Raw genomic sequence first — 20,757 nt, 5'->3', positions numbered from 1 at the left:
CTAAAGAAATATATTTCAAAAATGTGTATCTTAGACCGCTTATGGAGTGGGATATAGAATCTCTTAGAGTATGGAGAAATAATCCCGACAATAGTGTTTATTTGAATAAACTTCCCTTTATTACATCTGAAATGCAAAAAAAGTGGTTTAATGAGTACAAGTCCGATAAAGATAATATGTGCTTTGCCATTGTGGAATGTAAGGAACTGAATCGTTTGGTCGGAAGCCTTAGTTTATACGCTTTTAAAGAGGATGAGTGTTTATTTGGCAAACTTTTGATTGGAGATAAAGATGCTCATGGGAGGAGTATAGGACTAAATGCAACGATTGCAGCATGTACATTGGCATTTCAGGAGTTACAATTAAAGAGAATTAATCTATTTGTCTATGCAGATAATTTAGCAGCTTATCATATTTACTTGAAAGCGGGATTTCAAGTGCTGAAAGAAAGTGTGGATTCCTTCGGGCGAAAGGAATATTTGATGTGCAAAGAAAATGAAGGGAACAATAGTTATGCATAATATGAATAAAGTAAAAATGCTTGAATTCCAGCAGCAAGGAAACGAGCGTGGACATTTGGTGATAGTAGAAGGAAATATAGATATACCTTTTGATATTAAAAGAGCATTTTATATTTACGGTTCAGATGCAAATGTTGTACGAGGACAGCATGCAAATAGAAAGTCTGAATTTGTTCTTATTAATGTTGCGGGAAAAAGCAAGGTCAAGGTGAAAGATGGAGAGGGAAATGAGGCGATTTATTGCTTGAACCGTCCGCATACCGGGATTTACCTTCCAACTATGGTATGGAAAGATATGTACGATTTTAGCGCGGATTCCGTACTTTTGGTTCTTGCTAGTACGCACTATGACCCTGAAGAATATATCCGAGATTACGATGATTTTGTTAAAGAAATACTCAAAGATAATTGCGGGAATGAGGGGAATATAGAATAATGACGAATCAATTCACATATATTCTTATAAACGGCTTTGGATGGTCCGGAAGTAGTGCATTAGTGGATATCATGAGAGAAATCAAAGGCGTATATGTTCCGAAAAAAGAATTTAGACTGATTAAGGATCCTCATGGGCTTAGGGATTTGGATATCCAGATTAATAGTTCTATAGATCCGCTAAATGAGGATATAGCGATAAAGGAGTTTCTCCATTTTATTGATATTTATTCTCGTGGTTCCAGAGGCTTTAGACCACTGGGGATGTCGTATAATCAGGATTTTGGAAGCTCATTTCAAGGCATAAGTAGAGAATTCATAGATTCGATTTGCGATTATCAATATAGAGGGTATTGGTGGTATCTGGATGTATATACTCCCTTCATACCGTATATTATTCATAAAATATTACGAAAGTTAAAGCTTTATGACTATCAAAAATATACTTCTTTATTTTTATCTGTCAAAACGGAAGAAGAGTTTATTGAATTGACCCAAGTATATATAAATAATATTTTTAGCTCTTTCGTCAATTATAACGATAATAATTTTATTGCTCTGGATCAAGCAATCCCGGCTAATAGACCGTCTTGGGGAAACAGATATTTTAATAATTCCAAGGTCATTGTAGTAGATAGGGATCCGCGAGATGTGTATGTGGATTTGATAAAAGAAAAAAGTTTGGTAGGATATGATGTAGCGATTAATCATGATGTTCAGCTGTTTGTGGATTGGTTTAGAAAAGTAAGAAAAGAAGAAGGGAAAGATACGCAATATCTAAAAGTTCAATTTGAGGAGTTGGTTCTTGATTATCATCGTATAGTCGGGGAAATTTATGATTTTTGCGGTTTTCTACCGGAGCATCATTTTGGGAAATATACTCGTTTTAATCCGGATGTCTCAAAGAAGAATATAGGAATGTGGAGAAACCACGCATATCAAGATGAAATTAGAAAGATAGAAAAGGAATTAAAAGAATTTATTTATCAGAGCTGATGTCTTGAGATAAGTGATAGGGGAATAGAATATGAAAGCTTTAATACTAAATTCGGGTTTAGGATCCCGTATGGGAATTTTAACATCGAATCATCCAAAATGTATGACGGAAATCAATTCCAAGGATACGATTTTATCGCGTCAGCTTAAACAAATTGTAAATTCCGGAATTAAAGAGGTTGTTATAACTACCGGATATTATGATGAAGTTCTGATAAACTATTGTGAATCCTTGGACATGCCTCTTCAGTTTCACTTTATAAAAAACCCGATTTATGATAATAGCAATTATATATATAGTATTTATTGTGCAAAAGATTTTCTTGATGATGATATAGTCCTTATGCATGGTGATCTTGTGTTTGAAACAGAAGTTTTCGAAAAGCTGTTACTTTCTGAAAGTTCATGCATGGCTGTATCGTCTACTTTGCCTTTGCCGCAAAAAGACTTTAAAGCACAAATTAAAGATGGCAAGGTAATTCGCGTTGGGATTGACCTTTTTACTGACGCAATCGAGGCTCAAGCTTTATACAAATTAAATAAAGAAGATTGGAAGCTGTGGCTTCATGAGATAATTGAATTCTGCGAGAAGGGAAATACGCATGTCTATGCTGAAGAAGCATTAAATGCTTTAGAAGGCAGAGCAAATATAATGGCTATGGATGTAGGGGATCTTCTATGCTCCGAAGTTGACACTCCTGAAGATTTATTGCTTGTAAGTACAAAATTGAAAGAAATAGAATCTCGGACGGTTTATATGTGCTTCTCCACAGATATTATTCATGGAGGACATATAGCAATAATAAGAAAAGCGCAAAAACTTGGGAAATTAATTATAGGGGTTCTTTCTGATGAAGCAGTAGCAAGTTATAAGCGCTTTCCGCTTGTTCCGGCATCTGAACGAAAACTTATTTTTGAAAATGTAGCGGGAGTTTATAAAGTTGTAGAGCAAGAGTCACTCTCGTATAGAGAAAATTTGGAAAAGTATAAACCGTCTATTGTGGTTCATGGTGATGATTGGTGTCAGGGCTTTCAAAAACCGATTAGGGATGAGGTGACCTCTATTCTTGCATCATATGGTGGAAAACTCGTTGAGTATCCCTATAGCGCGGATCAGAAATATGTAGACATTCAGGCAAGAGCAAGAGCTGATATTGCAATGCCGGATATAAGAAGAGGGCGTTTAAGACGCATGATTGAGGCTAAGGGATTAATAACGGCTATGGAAGCTCATGACGGCTTAACCGGTCTTATCGTTGAGAATACAGTAGTTCATCAAGATGGAGGCGGTCACCAGTTTGATGCAATATGGGTGAGTTCTCTCTGTGACAGCACAGCGAAGGGCAAGCCGGATATCGAGTTGGTTGATATGACGAGTAGATTTAGAACAATTGAGGATATTACTGAAGTAACTACGAAACCAATTATCTTTGATGGGGATACAGGTGGAAAAACGGAGCATTTTGTGTATACCGTGCGGTCTCTTGAGCGGCTTGGTGTATCTATGGTTATCATTGAGGATAAAACAGGACTTAAAAAGAATAGCTTATTTGGAACTGAGGTAGTACAGACACAGGATAGTATTGAATCCTTTAGCGAAAAGATTCGTGCAGGCAAGAAGGCCCAGCGAACAAAAGAATTCATGATTTGTGCGAGGATTGAAAGCTTAATCCTTGAGCAGGGGATGGAGGATGCGCTTACTCGTGCATTTGCTTTCGTGGAAGCCGGAGCAGATGCAATCATGATTCATAGCCGAAAGGAGGATCCCGGAGAAATTCAAGAGTTCATCGAGGTATTTAGAAAGAAAAATAAAAATACTCCGATTGTACTTGTACCTACAAGCTTTAACTCTATTAAAGAAGAGGAGTGGAAAGAACGCGGAGCCAATATTATAATATATGCCAATCAGCTCATGCGGGCAGAAGTTCCTGCTATGAAAAGAGCGGCAGAAATAATTCTTGAAAACCACAGAGCACAGGAATGTGATGAAATGCTAATGCCGTTTAAGGATATAATTTGTATGATTCCGGCGGAACTGTAGGATCTTTAGGCTAAATAGGAATTGAATATTTAAAAGGAAAGTTTTTAAAGCTTGAACTGAAAAGAAGGGGAAATATAAAATGACAAATATTACGGACGCATTTAGAGGTAAAACGCTGGTAATAACAGGAGGAGTAGGAAGCTTCGGTTCAACTTGTTTGCGTCATTTCTTAACAACGGAGATTGGAGAAATCCGTGTAATATCCAGAGACGAAAAAAAACAGGATTCCATGAGACATGACTTGCAAGCACATTATCCCAATTATGCGGGAAAGGTTAAGTTTTTCATTGGTGATGTAAGAAATCTTGATTCGGTTCGCGATGTAATGTATGGCGCAAATTATGTATTTCATGCAGCGGCTTTAAAAGAGGTTCCCAGCTGTGAGTTTTTTCCGGTTGAAGCGGTTAAAACGAATATTCTGGGTACGGACAATGTAATCACAGCTGCTGTAGAGAACCGGGTTGAGAGAGTAGTATTTCTCAGTACCGATAAGGCGGCATATCCCATTAATGCGATGGGAATGAGTAAAGCATTAGGGGAAAAGCTTGTTGGAGCAAGAGCGCAAAGTGCATTTGATAGGTCGGGTACAGTGCTTTGTTGTACTCGCTATGGCAATGTAATGTGTTCAAGAGGTTCGGTTATTCCCCTGTTTATTGATCAAATCAAGAATAAACGCCCGATTACAATTACCGATCCTAATATGACACGCTTCTTGATGAACTTGGATGAGGCTGTTGACCTTGTTGCTTTTGCATTTGAAAATGCGGAACCGGGAGACTTGTTTATTCAAAAAGCGGATGCCTGTACCATTGGAGACTTGGCAGACGGAGTAATGAAGGTTTTCGGGGATACGGAAAAGAAAATAATCGGTACTCGACATGGAGAGAAGCTGTACGAAACACTGATGACAAGAGAAGAGAGACTTCGTGCAACAGATATGGGAGAATATTTCCGCATTGCTCCAGACGGAAGAAGCTTAAACTATGATAAGTTCTATGTGGAAGGGGATGTCCTTACCGAGGGGGATGAAGCGTATACCTCTCATAATACCAAGCGCTTAGATGTAGATGGAGTTGTTTCAAAGATACTAAAGACAGATTATGTGAAAGAGGAGCTGGAAGGGCGCCCTCATGTTGTAGAAGCATAAATATACAGATTATTGGGAGCGATAGTGAAATGGTATATCCAAAATGGAAAGAAAATGGAAAGCTAAAGCTGATGATAGTTGTAGGAACTCGTCCGGAGATTATCAGGCTTTCGGCAGTTATAAAAAAATGCAGAAGGTATTTTGATACTATATTGGTACATACCGGACAGAACTATGATTACAATCTCAATGGAGTATTTTTCGAGGATTTGGGCTTAGAGAATCCGGAGCTATACCTGGATGCGGTAGGGAGTGATCTTGGGGAAACAATGGGAAATATCATTTCAGAAAGCTATAAGGCAATGGCAGAGCTGAAGCCGGAGGCTATACTTGTCTTAGGGGATACAAATAGCTGCCTGTCTGTAATTGGAGCCAAAAGGCTTCATATTCCGATTTTCCATATGGAAGCCGGAAACAGGTGCAAGGATGAATGTTTACCAGAAGAAACAAATAGAAGAATTGTTGATATTATTTCTGATGTCAATTTAGCTTATTCGGAGCATGCACGCAGATACTTGGCGGATTGTGGAGTGGCAAAGGAGCGTACTTATGTCACAGGCTCTCCTATGGCGGAGGTGTTGACGGAAAATCTGTATGCAATTAAGGCCTCCGATGTTCACAAGAGACTGGGCTTGAAAAAAGGACAATATATATTGCTTTCCGCTCACAGAGAAGAGAATATCGATACGGAAAAGAATTTTATAAGTTTATTTACGGCAATCAACCAAATGGCAGAAAAGTATGATATGCCCATTCTGTATTCCTGTCATCCGAGATCAAAAAAGAGACTGGAAGCTTCAGGATTTAAACTGGATAAAAGAGTCATTCAGCATGAACCTCTGGGATTTCATGATTATAACTGTCTCCAAATGTATGCTTATGCCGTTGTTTCAGATTCAGGGACTTTGCCGGAGGAAAGTAGCTTTTTTACTTCGGTAGGACATCCGGTTCCGGCAGTTTGTATCAGGACTTCTACGGAAAGGCCCGAAGCCCTTGATAAGGCTTGCTTTATACTCTCGGGGATTGATACAAAGGGCTTGCTTCAAGCTGTAGATACTGCAGTTTTGATGATTAGGGTAGAAAAGAATGGGGGAGCGGTTCCTGTTCCGGATTATACGGACATTAATGTATCCGATAAAGTAGTGAAGATAATCCAATCCTATGTGGGGGTTGTCAATAAAATGGTATGGAGAAAAGAAGTATAGGATGGTGAGCTATGAACATACTGATTACCGGGGCGGCAGGATTTGTAGGCCGTAATCTCGTAGAAAACCTTAAGAATATAAGAGACGGTAAAAATAGGACTAGACCGAATATAGAGATAGAACAGATATATGAGTACGATATTTCGTCCACTCCGGGAGAACTCGATGAGTATTGCAGTAAGGCGGATTTTATTTTTAATCTTGCAGGAGTAAATAGACCAAAGAACCAGGAAGAATTTAAAGAGGGTAATTTTGGATTTGCATCCGTGCTTTTGGATAGATTAAAAAAGCACAATAATCTATCCCCGGTTATGCTGTCCAGTAGTATACAGGCAAGCCTTTCAGGTCGCTTTGGAACATCAGAGTATGGTTTAAGTAAAAAAGCAGGGGAGGATCTCTTCTTTCAATATGCAAAGGAGACCGGCGCTAAAGTATTGGTATATCGTTTTCCAAACATTGTCGGCAAGTGGGTAAGACCGAATTATAACAGTGCAGTAGGAACATTTTGTAATAATATAGCAAATGATTTACCGATTATGGTAAATGACCCGACTGTGGAGCTGGAAATGCTATTCATAGATGATATGCTGGAAGAAATGTATGATGCCTTGGAGGGCAAGGAACATCATTGCGAATTTGACGGTGTGGAAGCGGTAGAGAAAAAAGAAGGAAAATACTGTTATGCACCAATAACACACAAAGCGACCTTGGGATATATCGTTGATTGCCTTCATCAATTTCATGACCAAGCGAAAACATTGATTATGCCTACAATCCCTAAAGGGTCTTTTGAAAAAAAGTTATATTCTATGTATTTAAGCTATCTTCCAAAAGATAAGATTGCCTATAATCTGGAAATGAAAAAAGATGAAAGGGGATCATTTACCGAGTTACTTAAGACACTTGATCATGGTCAGATTTCTGTAAATATCAATAAGCCGGGAAAGGTTAAGGGGCAGCATTGGCATAATGAAAAGTGGGAGATTTTTATTGTTGTGTCAGGTCACGGTCTCATTCAAGAAAGAAAAATCGGTTCTGATGAAGTGATTGAATTTGAAGTGTCCGGAGAAAAGATACAAGCAGTGCAAATGCTTCCGGGATATACGCATAATATTATTAATCTATCTGAAACAGAAGATCTGATAACAGTGATGTGGGCGAATGAAATATTTGACTCCAATCATCCGGATACCTTTTTTGAACCGGTGTAAGTAAATAACTAGACCAACTCTCGTAGAGCAGTTTCTATGAGTATAAATACAGCATCTTCTAAAATTTATTCACGCGAACTCCTTACCCGGCTGAAAGAGCGAAGTATATTTCAAGTGCAAACTTTCATAAGAGTATTCATGTTATTCTTATAGGGTATCATTAAGGTGCATAGGGATAGTTGACTAAAATTAGAGAACTACTGTGTTCTATAATACAATCTCCACTTCGATATAATAAACTTAACCAAAAAGTAGAGTTATGAAAAAAAGAAATGGAACAATTAGTATCTTAAAACTTCTAATAATGTTGCTTTGTATAATGGGAGGACACTTTTGTATTGCTTACCCAATTAAGGGGGGAGTATCCTTTTGTCGCAAATGGAATCTTTGTTGAATTTTTTTTAATTATCACAGGATATTATACATTTAAACATTTTATGACATCTAATGAGCCCGACAGTGGTTTCTTCAAATATACTTTCCATAAGTTTATTAAATTTATGCCATATCTTGTGGTATCTAATGGGATTATATTGATTTGTTTGCGAGACTTCTCTTTGAGAAGAATATGGAATATGTTTGTTGAAGATATGCTGTTAACAACTGTATTTTTTGAATGTTCTTTTAGTAATGGTTCTTTGTGGATGCTTTCATCAATGTTCATAGTTTTTCCTTTATTTTGTGTTTTTTGTAAGCAAAAAAATGACTCAATTTGTTCAATGCTTGCAATTTTAATTCCGCTTATTTACTATGCAAATATTGTGGATGCTGTCACTGCGACTTTTCCTATGAATTTTTTTAGGATTATTAGTGGAATGTTACTTGGAGTGACAATTTTTTACTTTAATCAAAAAGTAAGAATAAAATTAGATAAAAGAATTTTATACATTCTTGGAGTATTAATTTCACTTGTTCCCATTACGATGGCTTTATTTCAATTTAATGAACGAAGAATTCAACTAGTTTGTTTTATGATTTCCCTAACGTTGTTATTAGATGAGGACGGGGTCGCCTCCCGACTTTCCACAAGTTTATGTGACTTTTCAGAAAAATTATCTATGGTGATTTATATAACTCATTGGTCGATTGCAGTGCTTGTAAAAGAAATGATTGGAACAAAAGATGCGGTTATAAGTTTATTTATATATTATTTTTTGACAATATTTCTTTCGTCAATACTAATTTTCTTCGAGGAAAAGCTTTCAAAGAAAAAAATGGTCCCATTATTTTTGGAGTTTAAAAAGTAAATGGGATCAAGCATTTTTTAAGACCATATTTACCTTTGCCGATAAATTCATAGGCGTGTGTTCATCTTAAATTCCTTCTAAAAAAGGTGCGAGGATTTTAATTATATCAGTAGGGCCCTTTATAGTATATCGTTTATAGAGAAGAGAAGCAATCAACATCTCCGGTACTTTTAAGCTACTTTTAAGATTGCCAATACTTGATTAACGAAGTTTACTCCATCTAACGAATGCCATTGACTATGTCAAGTAGAAAATGTATGCTCATTAGGAATATTTGTGCGATGGAGGGGGATGAATATGGCTAGTTCCGATCAGATAAAAAGCCTGATTAAAGCGCACCTTGATCAGAATGATGAAAAATTCAAAACAGTCGTATTACAAATCGCAGCCTCTGAAGCAAGACAGGGGCATGAGATTGTTGCCCAGGAACTTAAAAAGTATGTAGACAATATGACTCGTCACAAGAATAATATCATAAAAATGAATAATGACGATTCCATGTTTCTTACATTGATGCCTAATGATAGATTGTCCGATCTTATTGTGTCTAAAGATCTTGAAGAGAGAATAAAAAGGATACTCCGAGAGTATAGAAATAAAAATAAGCTTAAACAATATGGATATGGCAATAGAAGGAAGATTCTCTTGGAGGGAAATCCGGGTACGGGAAAGACCTTTACGGCTTCTGTAATAGCATCAGAATTGGGATTGCCTCTCCATATTGTGCAAATGGATAAGGTAGTTACAAAATTCATGGGTGAAACGAGCGCAAAACTACGCCGGATTTTCGATTCGGTTGACACAAGCATAGGAGTTTATCTGTTTGACGAATTTGATGCGATTGGTGCTGACCGAGGCTTGGATAACGAGGTCGGTGAAGCCCGAAGAATTTTTAATTCTTTCTTGCAGTTTATAGAGCAAGATGAATCGGATAGTATTATAGTAGCTGCGACAAATAATCAGCAGATATTGGATCAGGCATTATTCAGACGTTTTGATGATGTGCTTCATTATTTAATGCCGTCTGAAAGAGAAATAGAGAGATTATTTGAATTTAAATTGGAGGGATATTGTCCGGATTTTATTCCCGGTGAGGCGCTGCTTACAGCGGCAAGGAATTTAAGCCAAGCGGAAATCATTCGCGTTTGTGACGATGCTATAAAAGATTCAATTTTATACGGTGATGAGATAACAGAAGAAAGACTTCTTTCCTTTGTGTATGAACGAAAGCTGGCGTATATCCCCAGGGAGGCATAAAACATGGCAGGGAAGAAACGTAATATATTTCTCCATGAAGTGAACAGAATGTCATATTCTGCAGAAGGAGCGCACAATACGGACTCCTTTCCTGTACGATTAAATCCGAGACAACATGCAGAGCATATTGAAAGTCTGTTGAAACAATGCATGGAAGAAATTCCGACTCAAACCAAAGTGGAAATATTGAGGGGAAAAGAAGGTTTGTATTTGGAGTTTTCAGGGGAAACAAATAAAGAACTTAATACAAAATCTCTAGAAAATATACGTAAGGGGATTAGACTTCTTAATATTCAAGAGGAAAATGGCACTACAAAAGCTACAGTATACGTTCCCTTAGACAAGACAGAATATTATTTGCAGAAAGTGGATGAATATAGGAAAAGTTTGGCTGGAAAAGGGAACCCTAAAAATAATGACTTGATTCGAAGTATAGAATATGTTAGAAGAGCGAAAATTGAATCTTTCTGGATAGGGGAAAATGAATTTATGCCTGCACAGGAAGCAGTTTGGTGTGAAGTATGGCTAAGATATAAGCAGAATAAAGATGTAGTTGAGGCAAAATTTAAGAACTGTTGTAAAGAATTAAATATTGCTTGTAAATCTCAAAAAATCAGCTTTCCTGAAAAAATGGTCTGTTTAGTAAAAGCCAATAAAGACAATTTGATTGACTTGTTAAGGATATGTGATGATATCACTGAATTCAGGAGAGCGCCTAAAGCAACTTCCTTCTTTGATGGGCTCTCGAGGGGAGAACAAAAAGATTGGGAAGACGATTTGTTGGAAAGACTGAGAATCGGAGATTCTAAGACAACGGTCTGTTTACTGGATACCGGCATTTCTGCAGAGCATCCATTAATTAAACCTCATATAGTTCGTGGGGGAATTCAGTCGGTAGATACTGCTTGGTTCACTTCTGATCATGATGGGCACGGAACGGAAATGGCCGGCCGTCTTCATGGTCAGGCACTTTAGATAGTCTTGCTGCCGGAGTGGACAGTGAAGATAGAGAAAAAAGATTAATACTGGTGAGTGCCGGAAATGTACTTCCTAATGAATTTAATGAATTGGCTAAAGAAGTATATCCGGAGGTGAATGAGCTTCATAGTGTGGAAAATCCGGGACAGTCATGGAATGCTTTAACAATTGGGGCATATAACCAGGATGTTGATATTCAGCATGAAGATTTTTCCGATTTTGCTCCTTTAGCCGATGTCGGTGAACTATCTCCCTATAGTGCTACATCAGTAATTTGGGATAAAAAGTGGCCGATTAAGCCGGAGATTCTTTTAAATGGGAGCAATGTTGCAACAAATGGAACAGACTATTCAGAATGTCCGGACTTTTCTTTGCTAACGACGGGAAAAGATTATTCAAAACACCGTTTTTCGACTATTTGGGCGACGAGTTCAGCAACTGCACAAGCTGCGTGGATGGCATCTCAAATCTATGTCGAGTATCCGGACATATGGCCTGAAACAGTAAGGGGACTTATGGTTCATTCTGCGAGATGGACAGAAAAGATGCGTAGACAATTTTGTAATGATGAAAAAAAGAGATCGGGGAGACATAATCTCGTTCGTTCTTGCGGGTACGGTATTCCGAATTTAAATCGCGCAATTCAGTGTATGAATAACTCGGTAAATATAATCAGTGAAGAGATACTGCAGCCTTATAAAAAGAAGGAAAACGGTTCTAACTCAATGAATGAAATGCACTTGTATACACTTCCTTGGCCTAAAGAGGTTCTAAGAGATCTAGGAGAAGTGGATGCGGAATTAAGAGTGACACTTTCTTATTTCATTGAACCGAGTCCCGAGGCAGTTGGTTGGAAAGATAAATATCGCTATGCGTCTAGCGGTCTTCGCTTTGATGTAATCAATAACAATGAAACATTGGAAGACTTTAAAAAAAGAATCAATGTTGAAGCAAGAGGGGATGATAAAAAAGATAAAGGCGATGGAAGTAGTGGAAGTGATCGCTGGTTCTTGGGAAAGAAAGTCAGAGATGTTGGATCACTTCATTCTGATTTTATGAAATTAACCGGGGTGGAATTGAGTGAAATAAACCAGATTGCCGTTTATCCGGTTTCAGGATGGTGGAAAGAAAGGGGATATCTAAATCGTTTTAACGATAAGATTCGCTATTCTCTAATAATAACCATCTCAACGCCGAATCAAGATGCAGATTTGTACACCCCGATAATCAGCCAGATCGCAACTCCTGTAGAAGTGAATATCTGAATGCTTTCTTGCAGAAAAGTGCTTTTTTATCAAATAACATGGGAAAACCATAGGATTAGCAGAAAGCAAACGTTAATTATTAGTTTTCTCTTAATATTTACCTTAAGAACTTCGTAATAATTCGTTTACGCTTTGTAATAGACATATAAAGCAACTTACGCTATATTGAGAAAGTCACGAGGATAAACCCTTAAAAACGGAAGATTTTTATCTTTTGTTTATAAAAAACTTGAATCGATTAAGAAAAGGGGTTATAATCGTCACGCAACTTGGATTATTCCATGATTTAAAAAGGAGAGTGCATTAATTATGAGAAAGCAAACAAAATTGGTTGCAGCTTTATCTGCAACAGCTTTACTGGCTATCGGCGCATCTGCAGTTACATTCGCTGCCGGCTGGAACAACACAACAGGAAACTGGCAGTATTTAGATAACGACGGAACACCAATCGCTGATGCTTGGAGAAAGTCCGGAGATTACTGGTTCTACCTTGGATCCGACGGAAACATGGCTACAAACGAAGTTGTTCAGAACAATAACGATTTCTACTATGTTAACCAGGACGGTGCTATGGTTACCAATCAGTGGGTGGCTTTCGATGTTGAGTCTGATGATACTAATGCTGATCACAGATGGATGTACTTTGGTGCTGACGGTAAGGCTTACAGAGATAGTAATGAGAAGTTAACTATCTCCGATATCAGAACTATCAACGGCAAGAAGTATCTCTTTGACCAGGAAGGCTATATGCTCTATGGTTGGCTGGGTAATGAATCCGCTCTTGTAACCGGTGATGATGCTTGGGAGAGTGCTAAGTATTACTACGGCGGATTTGATGACGGTTCCGCTCAGCACGGTTGGGTACAGCTTTCCGTTATGAAGGATGGTGACGAGACTACTGCTTGGTTCTATTTCAATGACAACGGACAGATTACCAAGAACACCAAGAAGACCATCAACGGTGTTACATACTTCTTTGGTAAAGATGGACGCATGATTGAGGATTGGTCCAACTTGAAGAAAACAACTGTAGGTTCTGATTCCGTACTTTTACCGGCTGCTTCCGGAAGCAATGCTATTGTTTATGTAAACGGCGACGGTGGTGCTAGAAAGAACCAGTGGATTTGGGCTGTTCCGAGTGAGGAATTAAATCTTAAGGATTATGAAAACGATACCTACTCTTGGTGGTGGGCTGATGCATCCGGAAAGATTGTAAAGGACACTACAAAGAGAATCAAGAATAAGATTTATGCATTTGATGAGGTTGGACGTATGATTTCCGGACTTCAGGCATCTGCAGATGGACGTACTAATTTTACAGATGAGAGCACAGCTCATATGAGTATTTCCGACATGGAAGCTAAAGACTATTTAGCTGCTACATTCGCTGGCGATATTTACTACTTCTCCGATGACTATAATAAGGACGGTTCCAGAAAGACCGGATATCAGAAGGTTTCTTTCCAGGATGATGATTACCAGATGTACTTCTTGAACAATGGTAAGGCAGCTGACGGATATGTTTCTAAGATTAAGAAGTATGTTAATAAGGGTATTTTGCTTGCAGCTAATAACGACGACTCCAACTATGGATTTGTTAAGACAGGAACTACAGTTAGGGATTTAGCTTCAGCAAATACTGTTGTTGAGTATTTTGATGACGTTGTTAGAGGACTTGGAGTTACAGATATCACAACTCCCACGAATTATGTTCTTGTAAACTCTTCTGGAACTGTTCAGAAGAACAAGGGTAATTTGAAGGACATGAATGACGTTTACTATGTAACAGATAAGGATGGTAAGGTTATCTATGCTAGCTACAAGAAGCTTTACACATCTCAGTCAACTGACCATAATCATGCAATTACTGTTGGTGGAAGAACATATTACACAGAGTAATTCCATTAGGAACTTAGAAAGGGCTCCCGAGAAATCGGGAGTTCTTTTTTAATTTATAACGAGTATCGTCCGCAAAGCGTGCGGTATCTCGTTCATGTTAAAGTTTTTTGATATAGAGCAATAAATAGAGAAGATTGCTAGATTAAAGTTTTAAAAAAGCGTATAATAATCGGCAGTGTTGTGATTTATAGAAGATGCTATATTCCCTTGTGAATTAATATAGAAAAGGTTGAGAACGAGTATATGCGAGAACTGGAATATCCATTTGACTCTGAGTTAATCCGGAAAAAGAGACTGAAATACCGTAAGGCACTTTTGTCCGATACGACAACAAAATACCTTGAGAAGAGAATCGCCATTTTGGGTGGAAGCACCACGGATGAAATTAAGAACATGATAGAGCTTTTTCTCTTGAATGTGGGAATCGAAGCGACTTTTTATGAGTCGGAATACAATCAATTTTATGAAGATGGTATGTTCGATAATGCAAGGTTGGTTGAGTTTAAACCGGATTTGATTTATATTCACACGTCGAGTAGAAATATTTCAAACTGGCCGAAGACTGCGGATAAGCCCGAGGATGTAAAGGCTTTATTGGACGCGGAACTTGAAAGATTCAGGGGGCTTTGGGATCATCTTTTTGAAAAATATCACTGTCCTATCATTCAGAATAACTTTGAACTTCCCTTTTATAGGGTTCTTGGCAATCAAGATGCCGTTATGCTGCAGGGGAAAAGCTATTTTGTGAATCAATTGAATGAAGGATTTTATCAATACGCACGGGAACGGGAGAATTTCTTCATTCATGATATAAATTATGAAGCGGCTTCATACGGTATAGCGGAATGGTCCAATCCGTTTTACTGGCATATGTATAAGTATGCTCTTGCAGTACCGGCGATTCCCTTTACGGCCTATGGAGTAGCGACGATCATCAAGTCGATTTTGGGTAAAAATAAAAAGGTTCTGGCTCTTGATCTGGATAATACTTTATGGGGCGGAGTAATCGGAGATGACGGTGCAGAGAACATTGAAATCGGACAAGAGACAGCTCTCGGGCAGACCTATAGTGAATTTCAGAATTATGTCAAGGACTTAAAGGGAATCGGAACGCTACTGACGGTTATTTCCAAAAACAATGAGGATGTGGCTCGCAGCGGGTTTGAACGGCCCGATTCTGTACTGAAGGTGGAGGATTTTGTTTCTTTTAAGGCCAATTGGGAGCCAAAGGATCAGAACCTTCTTGCCGAGGCGTCAGAATTAAATCTTCTTCCTGAGTCTTTTGTCTTTGTGGATGATAATCCGGCGGAGAGAGAAATTGTTCGTCAAGGCATTCTGGGAGCAGCTGTTCCTGAAATCAACAGGGTGGAAAACTATATTCAGATTCTTGATCACGCGGGATACTTTGAACCCACTAAACTTTCCGAGGATGATTTGAAAAGAAACGAGATGTATCTGGAAAATGCTAAGAGAAATCATGCACAGCTTGCTTTTACGGATTATGGAGAGTATCTGAAATCTCTGGAGATGACTGGAACTATAAAGCCTTTTCAAGACCTTTATATGTCAAGAATTGCACAGCTTTCGAATAAAAGCAATCAGTTTAACCTTACGACCAGAAGATATACACAGGCAGAAGTGGAAGAAACGGCAAAAGATGGCAGACATATCACGCTCTACGGAAAGTTGGAGGATAAGTTTGGTGACAACGGCGTAGTGAGTGTTGTTATTGGTGAAATAAAAGGATTGGAGCTTCATATTGACCTGTGGATTATGAGTTGTCGCGTACTGAAAAGAGATATGGAATATGCCATGATGGACCAGTTGGTGGAAGAGGCTCAGGCTAGAGGCCTTCAGAGCCTTTATGGATATTACTATCCGACTGCCAAGAATGCTATGGTACGAGACTTTTACTCGACTTTAGGCTTTGACAAGATTTCTGAGGATGAAGCCGGAAATACATGCTGGAAATTCGATCTTACAAAACCATATACGAAAAAGAACAAGTACATCAGTGTAAATGAAGGAGAATAGAAATGACAAGAGAAGAGGTTTTAGAGAAGGTTAATGCAGTCATTCAGGACGTGTTTGATGATGATAGCATTCGTGTTAGCGACGAAACTGTGGCAAGTGACGTGGATGGATGGGATAGCCTTATGCACATTACTTTGATTGGCACAATTGAGGATGAGTTTGACATCAAATTTGCCATGAAGGATGTTGTGGGAATGAAGAATGTCGGTCAGATGGTAGATTTGATCATGGAGCAGTTGGACTAATGCGGATTCATCATATTGGCTACTTGGTAAAGAAGATGGACAAGGCAGTAAAGGCCTTTTTGAACTTGGGTTATACCTTGGTGCAGGATGTAGTTTTAGATGATTATCGTCAAGTTACAATCTGTTTCATGGAGAAGGACGGATACAAGATTGAGTTGGTTTCTCCCGTTTCGAAGGAGTCGGTGGTTTTTGACTTAATGAAGAGAGTGGGGAACACACCTTATCATATCTGCTACGAAACGGAAGATATGGATGATCAGATTGCTGCACTTTTAGCGCAGCATTACGTTATCTGTTCGGAGAAGCATGAGGCAATCGCAATTGCCGGAAAGAGAGTCTGTTTTTTGATTCATCCCTTCATCGGAATGATTGAGCTTGTAGAGGTGTAGTATGTCTTTTTTATCGATTCGCTATCTGTGCTTTCTTTGCATTTTATTTTTCTTCTATTTTCTTCTTGGAACACGAAAGAAAGAATATCGTTGGATGGTTTTGCTGGTCGCGAGCCTTGTTTTCTATGGTTTTTATTCTATAAAATATAGTCTCTTCCTGCTTTTTTCGATAGTAGTTACCTGGGGCGCATCTATCGGGATTCAGCGATGCAATCAATTGGAAAAGACGGAGCTGCTTTCCTTTCCTTCCATAACGAAAGAGCAGAAGAAAAAGATTCGTTCCTCTTATGAAAAAAGAAAAAAGCTTTGGGTTTTACTGGCAATCCTGTTAAATGTGGGCTTGTTGGTAGTCATGAAATATCTTAACTTTAGTATTGGTGTAGTTCATGTTCTGACAGGTTGGAATATTGCACCTTTAGGCTGGGTTGTGCTTCCGCTTGGTTTTTCTTTTTATACATTTCAGAGTCTTGGATATTGCATTGATGTCTATCGCGGGACGGTAGAAGCACAGCCGAGCATCTTAAAATACGCCTTGTTTGTTTCCTTCTTTCCGCAATTAAGTGAAGGCCCGATTGGAAACTATGAGGAATTATTTCCGCAACTCATGGAAGGGCAGCCTTTTGAATATGATCGTTTTGTAAAGGGGCTGATCAGAATGTTAATCGGCTTTTTCAAAAAGGTAGTGATAGCGGACAGACTGGCGCTCTTTATTAGCCCTGTTTATGAGAACTATCACGACTATTCGGGTATCGTTTTATTTCTGGCCACCATCCTGTATTCTTTTCAGCTATATGCGGATTTCTCCGGCTATATTGACATTGCTTTAGGAACCGGCGAATGTTTGGGGATTCATATGATGGAGAATTTTGAAACGCCGTATTTTTCGAGTTCGATTACGGAGTTCTGGAGAAGATGGCACATTTCTTTGGGGGTGTGGTTTAGAAATTATCTTTATTATCCGATCCTAAGGTCTGAAGCACTGACTCGTTTGGGAAAAAACTTGAGTAAAAGCGGAAAGAAAAAACTGGCCTCTTCTTTAACAGCCACTATCGGCCTCCTTGTCACGTGGACAGTGATTGGGATGTGGCATGGTGCAGGCTATAAGTATCTTGCTTATGGATGGTATCATGGATTTTTTATTATTCTTGCGGTGTGGATGAGCGACGGATACAAAAAGGCAAAGGCTTTTTTTCACATTCAAGACAACTCGCTGTGGAAGATTTTTCAAATTGCAAGAACCTTCTTCCTTGTGACAATCGGTTATGTTATTTTCCGTGCCGGAAGTCTCGGCATTGCTGTGGGTATTTATAAAAGAATGCTTTCCGCCTTTTACTATAAGGGCGCCTTGTCAGGCTTAAGTGTTCTTTCTCGGGGGGGATGGATTTTTTACTTTTTGGAGTAGCCTTCTGCACTCTTTTTGACGGAATCGAACGGAAAGAGAAACTGTCGGAATGGATTTGCAGTCGAAATATCGTGGTTCGATGGATACTGTTATACGGGATATTAGCCTTAACGGTTGTATTCTTCCCGGTTCGTTCCGCGGATGCAAGTAACTTTATCTATTTTAACTTTTGATAGAGGAAGATATGAAATATATATTTAGGGGGACTGCTTTTATCTCCGGATTTTGCATATTTATGCTTCTTTTGACAATACTCTTACCGGATCCGTTTGGAAGAGCATACCAAAGAGCTCTTGTTTATCAGTATAAGTATTATCAATCTTTGCAGGGAAATAAAATTACTTTTGTCGGTAATTCTTCCCTCAGTTTCGGTTTAGACCTTGACAGGATGGAAGCGTTGACAGGGAGGCCCTGTGCCATTCTTGGAAATCATGGTGGCTATGGGATGTCTTTTCTCATGGAGATGTCCAAGTCCAATATGCAAGAGGGGGATATCATTGTTTTGGAATTGGTTGAAAATTATATTGACACATGTGGCGAAGATTTACTTCTTACAGGGATAGGGCATGAATATGAAATGTATAAATTTTTTATTCCGGAGGTGAGATGGAAGATTTTTTCCTATTATCCCTCCTATTTGAAAGAAATGATTTTGTATGATCTTAATGGGGGATATGAGCCGTACGTAATCTATTCTATGGATTCCTATGATGAACGGGGAAATATGATTCTGGATAGACCCGAGTGTGTGATACCGGATCCTTATACAAAGGAAGTGGCGGAAATCTATACGTATCAAACCTACAGCGGGAAGGCCTGGAATCCTCTATGGGTAAAGTATGTAAAGGATTACATTGCTTATTGCAATCTTCACGGAGTCAAGGTGTATATTACTTTGCCCTGCTGTTACGATAAGGCTGTCCTTTCTTCTAAGGAAGACATAGATGCATTTGATGGGATGTTGAAGAAAACATTTGGTGCTGCGGTAATATCGAAGCAATCGGACTATATTTTTGACAGGAAATATTTTTTTAATGGGATTATGCATTGTAATAATACCGGCGCGAAGTATAGGACGGAACGAATCTATCAGGACTTGCTTAATGCCGGTGCCCTTCCGGCCAGTCCCTAATTCGTAAAAAATGGATAATCCTTGATTAATACAATCTTCAAATTAGTGATGCGGTTCGTGAATTAAAGAAAAAATGACCTTAAAAAAGCATAATCATTCAAAAATATAGTGTAAGAAAGGTGGTATGGATTCTCTATGATGAGATAGGATGACCACCTTTTTTATTATTCCGGAGCTGTATAACTCAGTTTTTTCTGTTTCTTTTTTAAGATAAATCATTGGGAAAAGTCTCTTTAAAATCTTTAAAAAACGGTGTGGTATGATGTACCTGTATAGGGCTTGAGTGTCTTATCAGTCACAAGCATTTCAGCAATGGAGCCGGGCATCGACTTTATCCGTTTTCGTCTTTCTAAGGCTTTGACCTTTTCTGTAAAGATTTGTATGTAACGGATTGATGACAAAGGTGTGATAGCCATGGTCAAGAAGTGATCCCAGAATGTTGTAGGAATAGTGACCGGTAGCCTCGAGTCCTATTTTTATCTGAGATTTGTCCTTTGAGACAGACTCAATCTTGTGGAATAATTCTCCATAGCCATCACTATTGTTCCGTATCGTAAAGATTTGGAAAAGTTCTTCGGTGTCTGGCCCAAGGATACAACAGTCATGCTTATCCTTAGCAACATCAATTCCAACGAAAATCATTTAGTAAATCCTCCTGTAAAAAGTGTTTGATGCTGTTATCGACCCACAGGGCTCTTTGCTGATTGTATCCTCGTTCTACATAAACCGTCATGCGGTATCTAACTGATCAACAATGTAACAAAGAGGCTGTGGTTGGAGCCTTACAAAAACCGTCGCGCGGTAGGAGATCGGAACCAATCCACAGCATCAGATAACAATAGTAGCTGATTACCAAGAACAGGTAAAGAAAAGCTACAACTTAATAATACGAGGAGAGTGGTCTAAAAGTAGATGACTATTGTGCACAGCATGGCCTATCCGGAAATGCCTACTTCTACTGGCTTCGAAAGGTAAAGGAAGTAGCCCTTACGCAGAGTGGATTTGTGGAAGTACGGCAACAAGTGGAGATTTCCGCCTGCCATCCATCTCCAAAGTTAACGGCGTCCCTAAATGAAATCGTCCTAGGGATTAACGAAAACACGCCGATGGATTTACCGGCAAATGTTGCCAACGATTACTTGACAGTAACCACAAATGATATAAGGCAAAATTCAAGGGAAATATCAGAGCTAAATAGTAAGATGAACACATTAGCTACAAAAGAAGATTTGAAGAAGGTAATGGATATGCTTACAAAAAATATTTTAGATGATTTTAGAAATGATTATCCTAATTTTCTCAAAATTACAATTTTTGGAATAAAATCCACAAAATAAAAAATCTAATATTTTT

At 38.6% G+C, this 20,757-nt stretch carries 19 protein-coding genes and 1 pseudogene; 19 read left to right on the top strand and 1 reads right to left on the bottom strand.

What is annotated here, in order from left to right:
- Nucleotides 1-23 precede the first annotated feature (23 nt).
- The 18 genes from HMPREF9124_RS11485 to HMPREF9124_RS08665 all read left to right on the top strand — a co-directional run bounded on the left by HMPREF9124_RS11485 (nt 24) and on the right by HMPREF9124_RS08665 (nt 19,404).
- On the top strand, nt 24-521 hold the full coding sequence (locus HMPREF9124_RS11485) for a GNAT family N-acetyltransferase (protein WP_255348637.1): 498 nt from the start codon (nt 24-26) through the stop codon (nt 519-521).
- The gene (locus HMPREF9124_RS08740; RefSeq protein WP_036597791.1) at nt 514-957 is read left to right on the top strand and encodes a sugar 3,4-ketoisomerase; all 444 of its coding nucleotides are present in this window, start codon (nt 514-516) and stop codon (nt 955-957) included. Before HMPREF9124_RS11485 ends, HMPREF9124_RS08740 begins: the two co-directional genes overlap by 8 nt.
- A complete protein-coding gene (locus HMPREF9124_RS08735; protein WP_036597788.1) occupies nt 957-1,952 on the top strand; it encodes a hypothetical protein in 996 nt (331 codons plus the stop codon). Before HMPREF9124_RS08740 ends, HMPREF9124_RS08735 begins: the two co-directional genes overlap by 1 nt.
- 31 nt (nt 1,953-1,983) lie before the next feature.
- The gene (gene aepX, locus HMPREF9124_RS08730; RefSeq protein ID WP_036597784.1) at nt 1,984-3,993 is read left to right on the top strand and encodes a phosphoenolpyruvate mutase; all 2,010 of its coding nucleotides are present in this window, start codon (nt 1,984-1,986) and stop codon (nt 3,991-3,993) included.
- Between the two features lie 79 nt (nt 3,994-4,072).
- Nucleotides 4,073-5,140 (top strand): polysaccharide biosynthesis protein, encoded by a 1,068-nt coding sequence (locus HMPREF9124_RS08725; RefSeq protein WP_009429220.1) that lies wholly within the window; start codon nt 4,073-4,075, stop codon nt 5,138-5,140.
- A 29-nt stretch (nt 5,141-5,169) separates the two neighbouring features.
- On the top strand, nt 5,170-6,345 hold the full coding sequence (wecB, locus tag HMPREF9124_RS08720) for a non-hydrolyzing UDP-N-acetylglucosamine 2-epimerase (RefSeq protein ID WP_009428454.1): 1,176 nt from the start codon (nt 5,170-5,172) through the stop codon (nt 6,343-6,345).
- Between the two features lie 11 nt (nt 6,346-6,356).
- Nucleotides 6,357-7,556: a polysaccharide biosynthesis C-terminal domain-containing protein gene (locus HMPREF9124_RS08715; RefSeq protein ID WP_009427931.1), complete on the top strand. Its 1,200-nt coding sequence runs from the start codon at nt 6,357-6,359 to the stop codon at nt 7,554-7,556.
- 338 nt (nt 7,557-7,894) lie between these two features.
- Nucleotides 7,895-8,803 (top strand): acyltransferase family protein, encoded by a 909-nt coding sequence (locus HMPREF9124_RS08710; RefSeq protein ID WP_009427671.1) that lies wholly within the window; start codon nt 7,895-7,897, stop codon nt 8,801-8,803.
- Nucleotides 8,804-9,100: 297 nt separating this feature from the next.
- Nucleotides 9,101-10,060 carry an AAA family ATPase gene (locus tag HMPREF9124_RS08705; RefSeq protein WP_009429543.1) on the top strand — a complete coding sequence of 320 codons (960 nt, stop codon included), beginning with the start codon at nt 9,101-9,103 and terminating at the stop codon, nt 10,058-10,060.
- A 3-nt stretch (nt 10,061-10,063) separates the two neighbouring features.
- Nucleotides 10,064-11,035 (top strand): S8 family serine peptidase, encoded by a 972-nt coding sequence (locus tag HMPREF9124_RS12390; protein WP_009428688.1) that lies wholly within the window; start codon nt 10,064-10,066, stop codon nt 11,033-11,035.
- 17 nt (nt 11,036-11,052) lie between these two features.
- Nucleotides 11,053-12,303: a S8 family serine peptidase gene (locus HMPREF9124_RS12385; protein ID WP_009428173.1), complete on the top strand. Its 1,251-nt coding sequence runs from the start codon at nt 11,053-11,055 to the stop codon at nt 12,301-12,303.
- A gap of 309 nt (nt 12,304-12,612) precedes the next feature.
- A complete protein-coding gene (locus HMPREF9124_RS08695) occupies nt 12,613-14,202 on the top strand; it encodes a hypothetical protein (RefSeq protein WP_009429129.1) in 1,590 nt (529 codons plus the stop codon).
- A 243-nt stretch (nt 14,203-14,445) separates the two neighbouring features.
- On the top strand, nt 14,446-16,236 hold the full coding sequence (locus tag HMPREF9124_RS08690; RefSeq protein WP_009428008.1) for an HAD-IIIC family phosphatase: 1,791 nt from the start codon (nt 14,446-14,448) through the stop codon (nt 16,234-16,236).
- A 2-nt stretch (nt 16,237-16,238) separates the two neighbouring features.
- Nucleotides 16,239-16,481 (top strand): acyl carrier protein, encoded by a 243-nt coding sequence (locus tag HMPREF9124_RS08685; protein WP_009427768.1) that lies wholly within the window; start codon nt 16,239-16,241, stop codon nt 16,479-16,481.
- Nucleotides 16,481-16,870, top strand: coding sequence for a VOC family protein (locus HMPREF9124_RS08680; RefSeq protein WP_009428267.1), 390 nt, complete (start codon nt 16,481-16,483; stop codon nt 16,868-16,870). Before HMPREF9124_RS08685 ends, HMPREF9124_RS08680 begins: the two co-directional genes overlap by 1 nt.
- A 1-nt stretch (nt 16,871) precedes the next feature.
- Nucleotides 16,872-18,272, top strand: coding sequence for an MBOAT family O-acyltransferase (locus HMPREF9124_RS08675; RefSeq protein WP_009429402.1), 1,401 nt, complete (start codon nt 16,872-16,874; stop codon nt 18,270-18,272).
- Nucleotides 18,248-18,445, top strand: coding sequence for a hypothetical protein (locus tag HMPREF9124_RS08670; protein WP_009429935.1), 198 nt, complete (start codon nt 18,248-18,250; stop codon nt 18,443-18,445). Before HMPREF9124_RS08675 ends, HMPREF9124_RS08670 begins: the two co-directional genes overlap by 25 nt.
- An 11-nt stretch (nt 18,446-18,456) precedes the next feature.
- Entirely contained in the window at nt 18,457-19,404 is a 948-nt protein-coding gene (locus HMPREF9124_RS08665; RefSeq protein ID WP_009428015.1) for a hypothetical protein, read from the top strand.
- Between the two features lie 306 nt (nt 19,405-19,710).
- On the opposite strand, the gene HMPREF9124_RS11470 is transcribed toward HMPREF9124_RS08665, so the two are convergent.
- Complete coding sequence (locus HMPREF9124_RS11470; protein ID WP_050791210.1) at nt 19,711-20,046, bottom strand: IS110 family transposase; 336 nt, start codon at nt 20,044-20,046, stop codon at nt 19,711-19,713.
- A 257-nt stretch (nt 20,047-20,303) separates the two neighbouring features.
- On the opposite strand from HMPREF9124_RS11470, the pseudogene tnpA reads away from it, so the two are divergent.
- A pseudogene (gene tnpA / locus HMPREF9124_RS08655) lies at nt 20,304-20,741 on the top strand (IS66 family insertion sequence element accessory protein TnpA); the annotation flags it as partial.
- Between the last annotated feature and the right edge of the window lie 16 nt (nt 20,742-20,757).

The organism is Oribacterium sp. oral taxon 108 str. F0425, from assembly GCF_000214455.1.
GTDB classification, from domain to species: domain Bacteria; phylum Bacillota; class Clostridia; order Lachnospirales; family Lachnospiraceae; genus Oribacterium; species Oribacterium asaccharolyticum.
The sequence above is the reverse complement of the archived record's forward strand: the minus strand, read 5'-3'. Positions and strand labels throughout refer to the sequence as shown.